This is a genomic window from Mycobacterium sp. NGS54, assembly GCF_059812465.1.
Map to the genome: position 1 here is coordinate 238,797 of NZ_JCALCS010000008.1, position 13,840 is coordinate 252,636.

Annotated in this window: 14 protein-coding genes; 5 read left to right on the forward strand and 9 right to left on the reverse strand. The window is 67.6% G+C overall.

Annotated elements, in window-relative coordinates; translation table 11 throughout:
- Positions 1-54 precede the first annotated feature (54 nt).
- Both AC5Y5E_RS25795 and AC5Y5E_RS25800 read left to right on the forward strand, forming a co-directional pair.
- On the forward strand, positions 55-726 hold the full coding sequence (locus AC5Y5E_RS25795) for a hypothetical protein (RefSeq protein WP_499906085.1): 672 nt from the start codon (positions 55-57) through the stop codon (positions 724-726).
- A gap of 29 nt (positions 727-755) precedes the next feature.
- Positions 756-1,601 carry a class I SAM-dependent methyltransferase gene (locus AC5Y5E_RS25800; protein WP_499906087.1) on the forward strand — a complete coding sequence of 282 codons (846 nt, stop codon included), beginning with the start codon at positions 756-758 and terminating at the stop codon, positions 1,599-1,601.
- Between the two features lies 1 nt (position 1,602).
- Here the strand turns inward: AC5Y5E_RS25800 and AC5Y5E_RS25805 are convergent, their stop codons facing one another.
- Complete coding sequence (locus AC5Y5E_RS25805; protein ID WP_499906089.1) at positions 1,603-2,412, reverse strand: glycoside hydrolase family 16 protein; 810 nt, start codon at positions 2,410-2,412, stop codon at positions 1,603-1,605.
- 583 nt (positions 2,413-2,995) lie between these two features.
- Between AC5Y5E_RS25805 and AC5Y5E_RS25810 the strand changes: the two genes are divergently transcribed.
- Complete coding sequence (locus tag AC5Y5E_RS25810) at positions 2,996-3,196, forward strand: hypothetical protein (RefSeq protein WP_499906091.1); 201 nt, start codon at positions 2,996-2,998, stop codon at positions 3,194-3,196.
- Between the two features lie 10 nt (positions 3,197-3,206).
- Here AC5Y5E_RS25810 and AC5Y5E_RS25815 read toward each other — a convergent pair whose 3' ends face one another.
- Complete coding sequence (locus tag AC5Y5E_RS25815; protein ID WP_499906393.1) at positions 3,207-3,848, reverse strand: cutinase family protein; 642 nt, start codon at positions 3,846-3,848, stop codon at positions 3,207-3,209.
- A 103-nt stretch (positions 3,849-3,951) separates the two neighbouring features.
- Here AC5Y5E_RS25815 and AC5Y5E_RS25820 point away from each other — a divergent pair, with 103 nt between their 5' ends.
- Positions 3,952-4,626 carry a class I SAM-dependent methyltransferase gene (locus AC5Y5E_RS25820; RefSeq protein WP_499906092.1) on the forward strand — a complete coding sequence of 225 codons (675 nt, stop codon included), beginning with the start codon at positions 3,952-3,954 and terminating at the stop codon, positions 4,624-4,626.
- Here the strand turns inward: AC5Y5E_RS25820 and mmpH are convergent.
- The 3 genes from mmpH to manT are packed head-to-tail and all read right to left on the reverse strand — an operon-like array spanning position 4,619 to position 7,663.
- Positions 4,619-5,683, reverse strand: coding sequence for an MMP endo-(1,4)-3-O-methyl-alpha-D-mannosidase (gene mmpH, locus AC5Y5E_RS25825; RefSeq protein ID WP_499906094.1), 1,065 nt, complete (start codon positions 5,681-5,683; stop codon positions 4,619-4,621). The two genes, AC5Y5E_RS25820 and mmpH, sit on opposite strands and share 8 nt — an antisense overlap.
- Positions 5,670-6,440, reverse strand: a complete 771-nt coding sequence (locus tag AC5Y5E_RS25830) for a class I SAM-dependent methyltransferase (protein WP_499906096.1) — start codon at positions 6,438-6,440, stop codon at positions 5,670-5,672. The genes mmpH and AC5Y5E_RS25830 overlap by 14 nt, the downstream gene beginning before the upstream one ends.
- A complete protein-coding gene (gene manT, locus AC5Y5E_RS25835; RefSeq protein ID WP_499906097.1) occupies positions 6,434-7,663 on the reverse strand; it encodes an MMP alpha-(1->4)-mannosyltransferase in 1,230 nt (409 codons plus the stop codon). Before manT ends, AC5Y5E_RS25830 begins: the two co-directional genes overlap by 7 nt.
- Positions 7,664-7,935: 272 nt before the next feature.
- On the opposite strand from manT, the gene AC5Y5E_RS25840 reads away from it, so the two are divergent.
- Positions 7,936-8,736, forward strand: a complete 801-nt coding sequence (locus AC5Y5E_RS25840; RefSeq protein ID WP_499906395.1) for a DUF1906 domain-containing protein — start codon at positions 7,936-7,938, stop codon at positions 8,734-8,736.
- 7 nt (positions 8,737-8,743) lie between these two features.
- Here the strand turns inward: AC5Y5E_RS25840 and AC5Y5E_RS25845 are convergent, their stop codons facing one another.
- The 4 genes from AC5Y5E_RS25845 to AC5Y5E_RS25860 form a co-directional block, all read right to left on the reverse strand.
- A complete protein-coding gene (locus tag AC5Y5E_RS25845; RefSeq protein WP_499906099.1) occupies positions 8,744-9,622 on the reverse strand; it encodes an alpha/beta fold hydrolase in 879 nt (292 codons plus the stop codon).
- A 179-nt stretch (positions 9,623-9,801) separates the two neighbouring features.
- A complete protein-coding gene (gene katG / locus AC5Y5E_RS25850) occupies positions 9,802-11,985 on the reverse strand; it encodes a catalase/peroxidase HPI (RefSeq protein ID WP_499906101.1) in 2,184 nt (727 codons plus the stop codon).
- Positions 11,986-12,033: 48 nt separating this feature from the next.
- Positions 12,034-12,474, reverse strand: coding sequence for a Fur family transcriptional regulator (locus AC5Y5E_RS25855; protein WP_499906397.1), 441 nt, complete (start codon positions 12,472-12,474; stop codon positions 12,034-12,036).
- Between the two features lie 125 nt (positions 12,475-12,599).
- Positions 12,600-13,829, reverse strand: coding sequence for a L,D-transpeptidase (locus AC5Y5E_RS25860; protein ID WP_499906399.1), 1,230 nt, complete (start codon positions 13,827-13,829; stop codon positions 12,600-12,602).
- Positions 13,830-13,840 lie beyond the last annotated feature (11 nt).

Below are 13,840 nucleotides of genomic sequence, written 5' to 3' on the forward strand. Positions count from 1 at the left end.
GATCCCGGCGCTCTACCCTTCAACGAGGGGGTACTGGACGGAAGGTTGTGCGCGGTGAATGTGGTGACGCGAGGTGCCCTGATCGCAGTCCTGACGGCGGGGGGCCTGTCGCTGCCCGTGCCGGCGGCTGCCGCCCCGGCGCCCACCCAGCAGATCACCGTCGTGGCCGTCGGGCCCGGTGGACAGCCGATCAACGGCTACCGGGAGGCGCCCGGGGAGAGCAACGTCTTTACCGTCACCGACTGCACGACGCCGTCGCCGTCGGCGGTGGCCGGCGACGTCTACTACTGTTCACCGACCGCGGCCGGCGCCGGCACCTGCTGGCCGTCGACGCCCGGAACGATGCTGTGCGTTGACGATCCGTGGGACAAGCGCCTGCATCGGGTGAGCTATGACGGGCCGCTCCCGCCCGTGCAGCCGAACGCCACCCCGGACCCGTTCGCGCTGACGCTCGACGACGGCACGCGTTGCCTGCTCCGCAACGGCGGCGCCTGGGGCGGACGCGCCGACGGGTACGTCGGCGTCTATGGCTGTGGCATCGGCGGCGCCGACAACCCCGCGGTGTTGTGGCAGCCCAGCCAGGGCGCCGGGGCCTGCATCGACCGCTCCTCGGCGGTGTGGAAGGTCAAGGTCGGTGAGGTCGGCGAACCCGACAGCGTCTTCCCGCCGCCGCAGACCCACGCGGTGAGCGCCGTCTGGCTGGCGGGAGGCAAGGCCGGTCAGTAGCGCGAGGACGCGGCTGCTATAACGCACGTATGTCAGGCCCCACGCACTCGATCACCCACGTTTCGGACACGGCCCGCTGGACGGCTCTGCACCGGGCCACCGAATCCGCACGTCCCGACGCGCTTTTCAGCGACCCGCTCGCGGCGCGCCTCGCCGGTGAACACGGGCGCGCGATCGTCGCAGGAGTCCCCCGGTCGACCCGCAACGGGTGGTGGCTCGTCGCGCGGACCAAGATCATCGACGACGCCATCGCCGAGGCGATCGCCGCCGGCTGCGACCGGGTGCTGAACCTGGCTGCCGGCCTGGACACGCGCCCGTATCGGTTGGAGCTTCCGCCGGAGTTCACGTGGGTGGAGGCGGACCTGCCGAAGTTGCTCGAGGAAAAGACGCAGCTGCTCGCCGACCAGACACCGCGCTGCCGGTTGACCCGGGTCGCCGTCGACCTGGCCGACCCGCAGGCCCGCGACGCGTTCCTCGACGACGCGCTCAACGGCGCGACCAAGGCGCTGGTGCTGACCGAGGGCCTGTTGATGTACCTGGACGACAGTGACGTCGACGCGCTTTCGGCGGCGATCAAGCGGCCCGAGGTGGGCTGGTGGATGCTCGACTTCGCCGGCCCCGGCCTCAAAAGGCTGATGAACAAGAAGATGGCCGGCATGCTGCAAAACGCGCCGTTCAAATTCGCGCCCGAGAACGGGTTGGCCTACTTCGAAGACCTCGGCTGGCGCACGGTGCAGGTGCAAGCGCTGTATCTCGCCGCCCATCGGTTGCGCCGGTTACCGATGTTGATGCGCCCACTCACCTGGCTGCCCCAGCCTGACCCCCGACATCCCGGCGGCAGGGCGTGGAGTGCGGTCGCGCTGCTCACCCAGTGAGCTACCAGACGCGGATCCAGTCGACGAGCATGTCGGCGGGATAGCTGCCCGGGCCGGGATCGCCACCGCCCGAACCGGCGACCGCCAAGTTGAACACCGGGTACACGACGTAGCCGGGGTTGTTGAACGGCCAATCCGGAAGCGAGCTGGCGGGCACATCGAAGTAGGGCTGTGCGCCGTCGGAGTAGTCCCTCCAGAAGCGGATGCCGGTCGCGTCCCACTGGGTGCGCCAGGTGTGCCAGGCGCTGTCCATCGCGATGTTGTGGGTCTTCCATTCACCGCCGTTCGCCTTCGCGTGCACCGTGGTGGCCGATGGCCAGTTGCCGTTGCCGTACCACTCCATGACGTCGATTTCGCCCTGGTCGTCATTACCCAGCCAGTAGGCGGGCCAGGCGCCGGCGGTCAGGCAATTCAGCTTGATCCGGGCCTCCCACGTGTGCCCGACGCCGCCCCGCCACAGGCTTTGCACCTTGCCGCTGAAGTAAGTGGGACCGTCCTTCGCGGCGCGCAGGACGAGATTGGAATTGCCGTCGACGAACACGTTCTTGCGGTCGTCGCGGTACTGCCCGATGTGCTCGGGCAACTCCCAATACGTCGGGTCCTTGATCGTCTCGCGGGCTTTCGCGATCGCCCACTTCGACGGGTCGGGGGCCGAACCGGCCGGACCGTCGAATTCGTCCTGGAAGAGGTAGTTCACGGCAGGTGTGTCTGGTCGACTCGGAAAGGCGCAGGCCTCGGGGAGCGGCAGCGCGGCTGCCAGCACGCCGATCCCGGCCGTCAGCATCATCCGGCGACGGTCCATCTCTGGCATAAGCAAGGCACCATAGCAGCCGGTCCTGCCCTAGGTCGAAACGGAATTTCTGTCGGTGGCCGTCGCTAGCGTGTGGATCGCCGCCGGCCGCAAAACGGGCGACGGCCGGGCAGTGGATGTGATGGCGCCGAAATTCATGGCCAATTCTCATCTTCTGGCGTGGTTTGGTCACAGGATCGCCAGGGCATCCTGAATTACGAACCGATAAACACTGTTCGTGCTTTAGCGGATTGCTTGGGAGGAGTTGGAATCGTGGCGGAAGCGGCCGGAGCGACGGTCATTTTCCTTCAGTCCCATCCCGCATGGGCCGCGGCTCGGCGGCGGGATCGGGAGCGCCGCGACGCGATGCGTCGCCATCCTTCTTTTGTCGCGCGGCGGCGCGCAGCCGCAGCGGGTGGCCAGGTCACCCGCGACTTCAAGGTGTACTCGAGCACCGACACCCCGGCCTGAAACCCGCCGCTTTTAAACCCCGAAATGCGCGGCAATTGCGCGTTGGAGGGTTCGGCCATTATCCGAATTCCGTTGTAATGCAATCCATTAGCACCGGGTGCGCAACGGCCTGCCGCACGGCATAATTCTTCGCGTGGCCCAGACACGCAGGACGAAAGCACTCGCGAACCCCGCCCAGCCGCATGGCGCACTTCTGCACGAATTGGAGCGCTACATCGAGGCCCACAATCCGGGCGTGGCCGACGTCAATGTGGTCAGCGCGACGGACACGGGTCAGGCGGACGAGAGCCACAAGCCGGTACGCCACTGGTACCAGGTCACGTACGAAGCCTGAAATCGCGGGGTCAGAGCTTGCCCGCGACGAAATCGGCGGCCTGATTCGCCATGCCCGCGTCGATGTACGCGCTGGCGAGGTGTTGCGGCCAGTTCTCTTTCCAGGTGTTCGGGTCGGCCGGGTTGCAGATGGGGTCGGCGCCGTGGCACAACTCGATGGTTCGGTCGTTGTAGAGCGGGTTGAAGTTCGTGATCGGACCCACCCACTGGCTTCCGTTGCCGAACAACGCGACGGCGGCGATGTGCTGGTCGATGCCCGACGGCAGGGGGCTGTCGAAACCGAACGCGGAGATGGGCGCCGCGAGCACCACATCGGTGACGGCGGCCCCGAGCGAGTAGCCGCCCAGCACCAGCCGGGTGTTGGGGCAGTTGTTGACCATGTCCTGGATGTGATGGCTCATGTCGTTGGCGCCGATGTCGATCTGCGTGTCGGCGGGGTAATTCACGGCGTAGACGCCGATGTTCTTGGACACCTTGGATCGCAGCGCGCTGACGAACGCGTTGCCCAGCACCCCCGTGCCCGGCGACTCATACCGGCCGCGGGCGAAGACGACCTGCACCGCGGGACAGTTCGCGGCGGCGGCCTCGGGCGTCGCGGCCGGCACCACGGCGGCGGTCAAAGTCAGCGCGGCCGCGCCGACGACTACGGCCATCCCGATATCAAGCAACTTGCGGAAAGGCAAAGCACGCACAGCACGATCGTAGAGCGACCGCGCCGCCTGGGCATCGTGAATAGCGGTCGGATAGGTTCGCCTGATGAGCCACACCGAAGCCAGTCCCGCCGAGCGCCTTTTTGCGCTGGCCGAGCAGGTGCAGGGCTTCATGCCGCCCGACGAGGGCCGCGCGCTCTACGACGCCGCGCTGCAGTACCTCAACGGCGGCGTCGGCGTCGAGGTCGGCACGTACTGCGGCAAGTCCACCCTGTTGCTCGGCGCGGCGGCGCAACAGACCGGCAGCGTGCTCTACACCGTCGACCATCACCACGGCTCGGAGGAGCACCAAGCCGGCTGGGAGTACCACGACGCGTCGTTGGTCGACGACGTGACCGGGCAGTTCGACACGCTGCCGACGTTCCGTCGCACGCTGGACGCCGCCGGGCTCGACGACCATGTCGTCGCCGTCGTGGGGAAGTCACCGGTCGTGGCACGGGGGTGGCGCGCCCCGCTGCGAATGTTGTTCATCGACGGCGGTCACTCCGCGAAGGCCGCGAACGAGGACTTCGACGGCTGGGCGAAATGGGTGGACATCGGCGGGGCGCTGCTCATCCACGACGTGTTCCCCGACCCGCGCGACGGCGGCCGCCCGCCGTATCACATCTATTGCCGCGCCATGGATTCCGGTCAGTTCCGGGAGGTTTCGGCCACCGGGTCGCTACGGGTGCTCGAACGCACCGGCGGACGGCCGGGGGACGCCTTGGCCGGGGTCAGGTAACGACGCATTCGCAGTCGAAGTCGGTCTGCAGCCCCATGGGCAGCCCGTCGCCGCGGAAAATCCCGGCGCCCTCGGTGGTATCCGACAGCGCGTCGGCCGCCAGGATCATCGCTGCGCCGGTCCAGGTGGTGCGCTCCTCGGGCCACCGCTTGCCGTCGGCGAAAACCAGGCCCGTCCAATAGGACCCGTCCTCTTCGCGTAGGTGCTGCATCGCGGCGAACTGCCGGTGCGCAGCGGAGCGGTGGCCGATGGCGTCCAGGGCCATCACCAGTTCGCAGGTTTCGGCGCCCGTCACCCAGGGCCGATCGTCGACGCAGCGGATGCCGAGACCGCCGACCACAAAGTCGTCCCAGCGCTGCCTGATCCGCACGGCGGCCGCCGGGCCCCGCAGGGCACCGCCGAGAATCGGGTAGTACCAGTCCATCGAGTAACGGTCCTTTTCGGTGAACGCCTCCGGGTGCACCTCGATCGCGTGGCCCAGGCGCCCAACCGCCAGCTCCCACTCCGGCTGCGGGTCCCCGACCAGGGCGGCCAGTGCCAGCGCGCAGCGGATGCTGTGGAACACGCTGGCGCACCCGGTCAGCAGCGCTTCCGGGAGCGCTCCGGCTTCGCTTCGGGCCCAAGCGATCTCGCCGTAGCCGAACTGCAGATCGATGACGAAGTCGATCGCCTTGTGGACCACCGGCCACATCTCGGCGGCGAACGACCTGTCGCCGGTGATCAGCACGTGATGCCAGACGCCGGTCGCGATGTATGCGCAGAAGTTGCTGTCGCTGTTGGCGTCTTCGACGACCCCCGCGCGGGTTTGGATGGGCCACGAGCCGTCGGGCCGCTGCGTGCGACGGCTCCATTCGAACGCCGCCCGCGCCGGCTCCAGCAGCCCCGCCGCGGTGAGCGCCATCGCGCATTCCACGTGATCCCACGGGTCGGTGTGGCCGCCCGCGAACCAGGGGATTGCGCCGGACGGTTCCTGGTCGGCGGCTATCGACCGCGCGGTCTGCCGGCATTGGTCCGGGGTGAGGACACCCGGAATCGCCGGCGCGCTAACTCGACGCAACTGAATATCCCGGGGCTGCTTCGCTTTCCGCGGCCGGCCGCGCGTTGTAATACTTGGCGAAATACAGGACCACGCTCTTGCCGACGAGCGGGTTGAGCAGCGACTCGGCCAGCTGCGTCACCTTGGGCCGCTGCATCAGGTCCCACACCAGGAGCTTGTGGTAGGCGGCCACGGCCGGATGGTCGGAATTCGACACGCCCACTGCGCATTTGAGCCACCAGAACGGCGAGTGCAAAGCGTGCGCGTGATGGGCGTGGATCAACTCCATTCCGCCGCCCGCGATCTTGCCGCGCAACTCGCTTGCCCGGTAGATGCGGACATGGCCGCCCTCGTTGGCGTGGTATTCGTCGGAAAGCAGCCAGCAGAGCCGCTCCGGAAGCCAGCGTGGGACGCTGACCGCCAGCGTCCCACCGACTTTGAGGACCCTGACCAGCTCGGCGATGGCGGCGTCGTCCTGCGGGACGTGTTCGAGGATTTCCGAGGCGATGACGCAGTCGAACGTCTCGTCGGGATACGGCAGGCTCAGCGCGTCGCCGTGCACCACCTTCGCCGACGCCGCCTCGGGCGCCTCGCCGGTCTCGGCCATCGCCTGCAGGATCGTTTCGACCGAGCGCAGTTCGTCGGCATCGCGGTCGAACGCGACGACGTCGGCGCCGCGCCGATACGCCTCGAACGCGTGCCGGCCCGCCCCGCATCCCACGTCGATCACCTTGGTGGACGGCCCGATACCGAGCCGGTCGAAATCTATCGTCAGCATCGCGCGATCGCCCGCTCGTAGACCTGCACGGTTTGAGCGGCCACGGCTTCCCAACTGAACACGTTGATCGCGCGGTCCCGGCCGGCCTTGCCCATGGTGCGGCGCTTCTCCGGCGAGTCGAGCAGCTCGCCGAGCGCGCCGGTCAGGGCGTCGACGTCGGCCGGCGGCACCAGCTCGGCGCAGGCGCCGTCGGTCCCCAGGACTTCGGGCAGCGCGCCCACCCGGCTGGCCACGATCGGCGTGCCGCTTGCCATGGCTTCCACCGCCGGCAGCGAAAACCCTTCGTAAAGAGAGGGAATGCAGGCGACCTCGGCCGAGGCGAACAGCGCGGCGAGCGCCTCGTCGGAAAGCCCGCTGGTGATGTGGACGATGTCCGAGATCCCCAGCTCCGCAATGAGTTTGTGGGTGGGACCGTTGGGTTCGACTTTGGCGACGAGCCGCAACTCGACGTCGCGGCGCGTGCGCAGCCGGGCGACCGCGTGCAACAGGGTGCGCACGCCCTTCAGCGGGGTGTCGGCGCTGGCGATCGCGATGATGCGCCCCGATTGCCGGGGGCCCGATGCCGGCCGGAACAGCTCGGTGTTCACCCCCAGCGGCACGACGTGCAGTTGCTCGGGGGAGACGCCGAAGTCCGCGACGATGTCGGCGGCCGACGACGACGAGACCGTGAGCAGGTCGGGGATCCGGCGGGCCACCTGCTCCTGCATTTTGGAGAACCCGTACCAGCGGTGCACCAGCGGTTTGCGCCACCAGCGCGCGGCGGCGACGTCGAGCACGCGGTCGCGGGTGATGGGGTGGTGCACGGTGGCGACGACGGGCAGCCCCGCGTCCGCGATCGCCAGCAGGCCGGTGCCCAGGCTCTGGTTGTCGTGCACGAGGTCGAAATCGTGCGCGCGCTCGGCCAGCAGCCGGGCCACGCGCATGGTGAACGTTCGCGGTTCGGGAAAGCCCGCCGTCCACACGGTCAGCAGCTCCAGCAGGTCGATCGAGTCGCGGATCTCGCTGGGACGGGGCACCCGGAACGGGTCGGGCTCCCGATAGAGGTCCAGGCTGGGCACCTTGGTCAGGCGCACCCGCGGATCGAGCAGCTCGGGATAGGGCTGGCCGGAGAACACCTCGACGTCGTGGCCGAGCTCGACCAGGCCGCGGCTGAGATGGCGCACGTAGACGCCCTGTCCGCCGCAATGGTCCTTACTGCGATAGGACAGCAGGGCAATTCGCATACTCAACTCTTATCCGCCGAAGAAAAATAGCGGGCGGGCGGCCCCCAATCCATCGCGATCAACGGACTCCCGAGCTCCGTGACAGCAAACTGGACATGTGTCCAGACTATAGTTCGCCGACCTAATTGATGCAATCGAGGGCCGAACACCCCGCCGGGTTGCGCCCCGACGGCTTGCGCCGTGGACCCGGGCGCATATTTCGCGGATTGAACCTTCGGGCGCGCCCGCGCGGCGCGCCGCGCAATTCACCCAAGCCGAGCACGGGTTCTGAACTGGGTCCCGTTTGTTACCATCGCGCCGTGCACGGCGGATGGCGATCGGTCTCGCGACGCGACGCCCTCAAATACGCGTTCGCGCCGGCTCTGCTGAGCCTGGCCGCGCCGCTCGCGCAGCAGCAGGCGTCGGCGGCCAACCTACAGCTGATCGATTTCGCCGAGAAGAGGATTGCGCCCGACGAGATCAAGTCGGCCGGCTACGGCGGGGTGGTGAACTACGTGTCCGCGTCGCGGCCGGGCGCGAACTTCGAGGCCAAGCCGATCACGCGCGAGTACGCGGACGCGCTGCGCGCCGCGGGCCTTCAGATCGTCAGCAACTTCCAGTACGGCAAACCCGGCTGGCCCGACCCGTCGGATTACACCCGCGGGTACGACGGCGGGGTGGCCGACGCGCACACCGCCCAGCAACTGCACAACGCGGCGGGGGGGACGGCCTCGGCCCCGATCTTCTTCAGCGTCGACGACAACATCGACGAGAACACCTGGAATGGCTCTGCGGTGCAATGGTTTCGGGGCATCAACTCGGTATTGGGCGTGGGTCGCACCGGCATCTATGGGCATTCCCGGGCCTGCGGGTGGGCGATCCGTGACGGCGTCATCGGGAACTCGACCACCCCGGGCCACCGCTGGGCGTGGCAGACCAGGTCGTGGTCGAACGGGGAGCGCGAGCCGGCGGCGGTGCTCTATCAGGCCGTGGTCAACAGCCCGTCGAACCCGAGCCCGCTGCTGGGCGGGATCAACGTGGACATCGACGACGTCCTCGCGGCCGACTACGGCCAGTGGGACCTTTCCCGCTGATCCGGCTCTACATCCCCAGCCGAACCGAACTGTCGGTGGTCTCCTGCGGGGTGGTGGAGGCGATGAAGTCCTCCAGAATTTCCGCCACGGCCATTGGCGCTTCCACGTGAGGAAAGTGTCCGACACCCTCGAGCACCTCGAGGCGGCTGCCTTCCAGCGCGTCATGGGCGGCATAGGCATGCGCGACGGGAATGATCCCGTCGCGATCACCCCAGATCAACAAGGTGGGCAAGCCGGCCGCGACATGAAGTTTGTTGATCGCGCTGACGGCTTGACCGCGGTAGTCGACCACTGAGCGCAAGGTCCGCAAGAACGCCTGACGGGTCCGTGCGTCCGACAACGAGGAATACGCGTTCCACATCTCACCGGCCCTCGGCGCCTGAATGCCGGCCGAGGTCAGCCAGGAACGAACCTTGTTCCCCAGATTCAGCACCGGCTGCGGCGCGACGACCGGCAGCAAGAACTCAGCGCCCGGCGCGGACAAAATCCGAAGTAGGGGGCTCAGGTCGGGGCCAAGGCCACCGCTGCCGATGAGGGCAAGCCGCTCGCAATGGTCCCGGTGCTGGTGGGTGAACTGCATCGCGATGCCGCCGCCGAGCGACTGCCCAATCACCGTTGCCCGGTCCACCCCGAGTTCGTCGAGCAGGTCGCGCAGAAAGACGGCGAAGGCCCCCAGCGAGTAGTCCCCGCGCGGTTTCGCGGACATGCCGTGGCCGAGCAGATCTGGCGCGATGACGCGGTATTTCTTTGACAGCCGCGGAATGATCGCATGCCATGTCGCGGAACTGCCGGCCATCCCGTGTATCAGCAACAGGGCAGGGCCGTCGCCGGCATCACGGTAGGCGATCCGGTCTCCGTGAAGTTCGAGATATTGCAATTCGCTCATGTCAACCGTTTACCCAGCTTTGGTAGTCGGACGCATCGGCCTTTTAGCCACGGTACGCAACTTACGCCTTCGTAGGTTACCCGTGGGTAATAGTGTGGCTGGCCTCACTGCGCCCGAAATACCCGACGCCCCGCGAGTCGGTAGCTCGCGGGGCGCCGGGTGTTAACGGATTCCGGGCGTTACTTGAGGTCGAATCGGTCGGCGTTCATGACCTTCACCCAGGCCGCGACGAAGTCCTCGACGAACTTCCCCTGGTTGTCGTCCTGGGCGTAGACCTCGGACAGCGCGCGCAGCACCGAGTTCGACCCGAACACCAGGTCGTTGGCGGTGGCCGTCCACTTTTGCTGCCCCGTGGCGCGATCCACCACCTCGTAGACGTTCTCCGCCGTCTCCGATGCCTTCCACGCGTTGTCCATGTCGACCAGGTTGACGAAGAAGTCGTTGGTCAGGGTGCCGGGCCGGTCGGTGAACACGCCGTGCTTACTGCCGCCGTGGTTCGCGCCGAGGGCACGCAGCCCGCCGACGAGCACCGTCATTTCGGGCCCGGTCACGCCCAGCAGGTAGGCCCGCTCCACCAGCAACTGCTCCAGTGGCGCCTTCTCGCCGGCACGGATGTAGTTGCGGAACCCGTCGGCCCGCGGTTCGAGCACCGCGAACGACTCCACGTCGGTGCTCTCCTGCGAGGCGTCGGTGCGACCCGGCGCGAAGTGCACCGCGATCTCGTAGCCGGCGTCCTTGGCCGCCTTCTCCACGGCCGCCGAGCCGGCCAGCACGATCAGGTCCGCCAAGGAGATCTTCTTGCCGCCCGAAGCCGACGCGTTGAAGTCCTGCTGGATCTTCTCCAGCACGGGCAGCACCTTGTCCAGCTCGGAGGGCTCGTTGACCTCCCAGTTGCGCTGCGGCTCCAGGCGCAGCCGCGCCCCGTTGGCGCCGCCGCGCTTGTCGGTGTTGCGGTAGCTCGACGCCGCCGACCAGGCCGTCTTGACCAGTTGCGGCACCGACAGGCCGGAGTCGAGCACCTTGCTCTTCAGCCCGGCGACGTCCTTGTCGTCGACCAGCTCGTGGTCGACGGCGGGAACCGGGTCCTGCCACAGCTGCGGCTCGGCGACCCACGGCCCGAGGTAGCGGCTGATCGGCCCCATGTCGCGATGCAGCAGCTTGTACCAGGCCTTGGCGAACGCCTCGGTCAGCTCCTCGGGATGATCGAGCCAGCGCCGCGTGATGTCGCGGTAGATCGGGGACTCGCGCATCGAGATGTCGGTCACCAGCATCGTCGGGGCGCGGCCCGGGCCGCCGAACGGGTCGGGGATGGTGCCCGCACCGGCGCCGTCCTTGGCGACGAACTGCCAGGCGTCGCCGGGGCTCTTGGTCAGCTCCCACTCGTAGCCGTACAGGGTCTCCAGGAAGGTGTTGTCCCACTTGGTCGGGGTGGGCGTCCAGACCACCTCGAGGCCGCTGGTGATGGCGTCCTTGCCCACGCCGCTGCCGTACGAGCTCTTCCAGCCCAGCCCTTGCTGCTCGATCGGGGCGGCCTCCGGCTCGGGACCCACCAGATCGCCGCCACCGGCGCCGTGGGTCTTGCCGAAGCTGTGCCCACCCACGATGAGCGCGGCCGTCTCCTCGTCGTTCATCGCCATCCGGCCGAACGTCTCGCGGATGTCGATCGCCGCGGCGATCGGGTCCGGCTTGCCCTCGGGCCCTTCGGGATTCACGTAGATCAGGCCCATGGTGGTTGCGCCGTACGGCTGCGCGAGATCCCGCTTACCGGAGTAGCGCTTGTTGGTGCCCAGCCATTCGTCCTCCTCGCCCCAGAGGATCTCTTCGGGCTCCCAGACGTCCTCGCGGCCGAAGGCGAAGCCGAAGGTCTTGAAGCCCATCGACTCCAGGGCGCAGTTGCCGGCGAAGATGATCAGGTCGGCCCAGGAGATCTTGTTGCCGTACTTCTTCTTGACCGGCCACAGCAGCCGGCGGGCCTTGTCCAGGCTGACGTTGTCCGGCCAGCTGTTGAGCGGGGCGAAGCGCTGCATGCCCTGGCCACCACCGCCGCGGCCGTCGTGAATGCGGTAGGTACCCGCGGCGTGCCAGCTCATCCGGATGAACAGGCCGCCGTAGTGCCCGTAGTCGGCGGGCCACCAGTCCTGGGAGGTGGTCATCACCGAGATGACGTCCGCCTTCAACGCGTCGACGTCGAGCTTGGCGAATTCCGCGGCGTAGTCGAAGTCGTCGCCCAGCGGGTTGGACTGGGGGGAGTGCGGGTGCAGCGTCGACACGTCGATCTGGTTGGGCCACCAGTCCCGATTCGTCAGCGGCCCGTGCGATTTGGGCTCGGGCGCCGGGATTACCGGGTTTTCACTCTCAGACACAACATTCCTTTCGGTGTTAGGTGAATCGGGCTGCGATCACGGGAGTGATCAGGACTCTGCCGTCGAGCAGTCGGGGCACATGCCCCAATAGATGACTTCGGCCTCGTCGAGGACGAAGCCATCCAGAACGTTGTTGTCGTCCGACGGGGTCAGGCACGGCGCCTCGCCGACCGCGCAGTCGACATCGGTGATGATCCCGCAGGCGCGGCACACCACGTGGTGGTGGTTGTCGCCGACGCGGGATTCGTAGCGGGCGACCAGCCCCAATGGCTGGATGCGTCGTACCAGGCCCGCGGCGGTCAGCGCGCTGAGCACGTCGTACACGGCCTGGCGCGAAACGTCGGGCAACTCCCCGCGCACGGCGTTGAAGATCGTGTCGGTGTCGGCGTGCGGGTTGGCGTGCACCGCCTCGAGGACGGCGACCCGGGGGCGGGTCACGCGCAGGTCGGCCAGGCGCAGCCGCTCCGCGGAACTCGCCGATGAGGACATGTGGTCCATATCACTCCCTTATTTGGAATCAGTCAAGACTTTCCTGGGGGAGAGCTCGCGAATATCTGGTGAACCGTGCCCTTCCGCTGGGGGTGGAGGGACGAAGGATGTTGCAGCAGAAGGGGTTACGGGGACTTCAAGGCGCTGCCGCCGCGCCACTGGTCCCAGCTGAGCGTCCAGTCACCGTTCTGGGCCAGCGTCAACGGCGGCCCGCCGCTGTTGCGGACCTCGACGACGTCTCCGGGCACCGAGAAGTCGTAGAACCACTTAGCGTTGTCGGCGTTGAGGTTCAGGCACCCGTGCGAGGTGTCGCGGTGGCCCTGGGCCCACACCGTCGCGTCCAGCTCGTGCAGGTAGATGCCGTCGGTGCTGATCTTCGTCGCGTAGTTGATGGTCTCGCGATAGCCGAGGCGCGAGTTCTTGGGCAGGCCGAAGGTCGAGGAGTCCATCACGACGGGGTTGCCCTTGTCGATGACGGTGTAGATGCCCGACGGGGTCCACAGCGAGATGCTTCGGCCGCCGACGTCCTCGGTGCCGCCCATGCCCATGCTGGTGGGCATGGTGCGAACCAGCCTGCCGTTGTCGAAGACGCTGACTTGCTTGGTGGCGTCGTCGGCGATGGAGATGTGCGCGTCGCCGATCCGGAACGACACCCGCGTGTCGTCTTGCCCGAATAGCCCGTCGCCCAAGGCGATTCCATAGATCTTGGCTTCGGCGGTGACCGACGTTCCCGGGGCGTAGTAGTGCTCGGGTCGCCAATGCGCGTTTTGGCTGTCGACCCAGAACCACGAACCCTGCACCGGGGGATTGGTGGTCACGCTCAGCTGTCGCTCGGCGGCGGCCCGGTCCGCGATCTGCTCGTCGAAGTGGGCGACGACCACCATTCCGACGCCGTAGGTGCCGCCGTCGTGCAGCGCGGCCTCCGAGGTGGTGGTGAACGAGACCTTGGTCTGGTTGGACGGCTTTAGCGTCGAGAACGACGAAACCTGCGTGTTGTCAACGCCGTTCGAGCCCCGGCTGGTGACCGTCAGCGTGTAGGTGCGCCCGTAGCCCAGCGGCACGGTGGGCTTCCAGACCGTGTTGTCCGGGGTCATCACGCCGTCGATCGCCTTGCCGCTCTCGTTGACCATGCGGACACCCACCAGCGTCCCTCCGTCGGCCTTGACCAGCACGGGCGCGACAGGGTCGACGTCGTGTGCGCCCGAGGCGGGGATGAACTTGATCCGTGCCGGCTCAGGCGGTTTCGATGCGGCGCCGTGCTTCGCGCAGCCGCCGACAAGCGCGACGACAAGCAACACCGCCAGAAGGAAGAGGCGCAGCCATCGATTTGCCGAGCGGAGCGCGATCATGTGCATCAAATAGCCCA

Bases quoted from the DNA above. Each gene is read 5' to 3' on its own strand.
- AC5Y5E_RS25855 (WP_499906397.1), bottom strand. From the start codon at position 12,474: ATGTCCTCATCGGCGAGTTCCGCGGAGCGGCTGCGCCTGGCCGACCTG.
- AC5Y5E_RS25860 (WP_499906399.1), bottom strand. From the start codon at position 13,829: ATGCACATGATCGCGCTCCGCTCGGCAAATCGATGGCTGCGCCTCTTC.
- AC5Y5E_RS25805 (WP_499906089.1), bottom strand. From the start codon at position 2,412: ATGCCAGAGATGGACCGTCGCCGGATGATGCTGACGGCCGGGATCGGC.
- AC5Y5E_RS25820 (WP_499906092.1), top strand. From the start codon at position 3,952: ATGAGCCACACCGAAGCCAGTCCCGCCGAGCGCCTTTTTGCGCTGGCC.
- AC5Y5E_RS25815 (WP_499906393.1), bottom strand. From the start codon at position 3,848: ATGGCCGTAGTCGTCGGCGCGGCCGCGCTGACTTTGACCGCCGCCGTG.
- AC5Y5E_RS25845 (WP_499906099.1), bottom strand. From the start codon at position 9,622: ATGAGCGAATTGCAATATCTCGAACTTCACGGAGACCGGATCGCCTAC.
- manT (WP_499906097.1), bottom strand. From the start codon at position 7,663: ATGCGAATTGCCCTGCTGTCCTATCGCAGTAAGGACCATTGCGGCGGA.
- AC5Y5E_RS25800 (WP_499906087.1), top strand. From the start codon at position 756: ATGTCAGGCCCCACGCACTCGATCACCCACGTTTCGGACACGGCCCGC.
- AC5Y5E_RS25830 (WP_499906096.1), bottom strand. From the start codon at position 6,440: ATGCTGACGATAGATTTCGACCGGCTCGGTATCGGGCCGTCCACCAAG.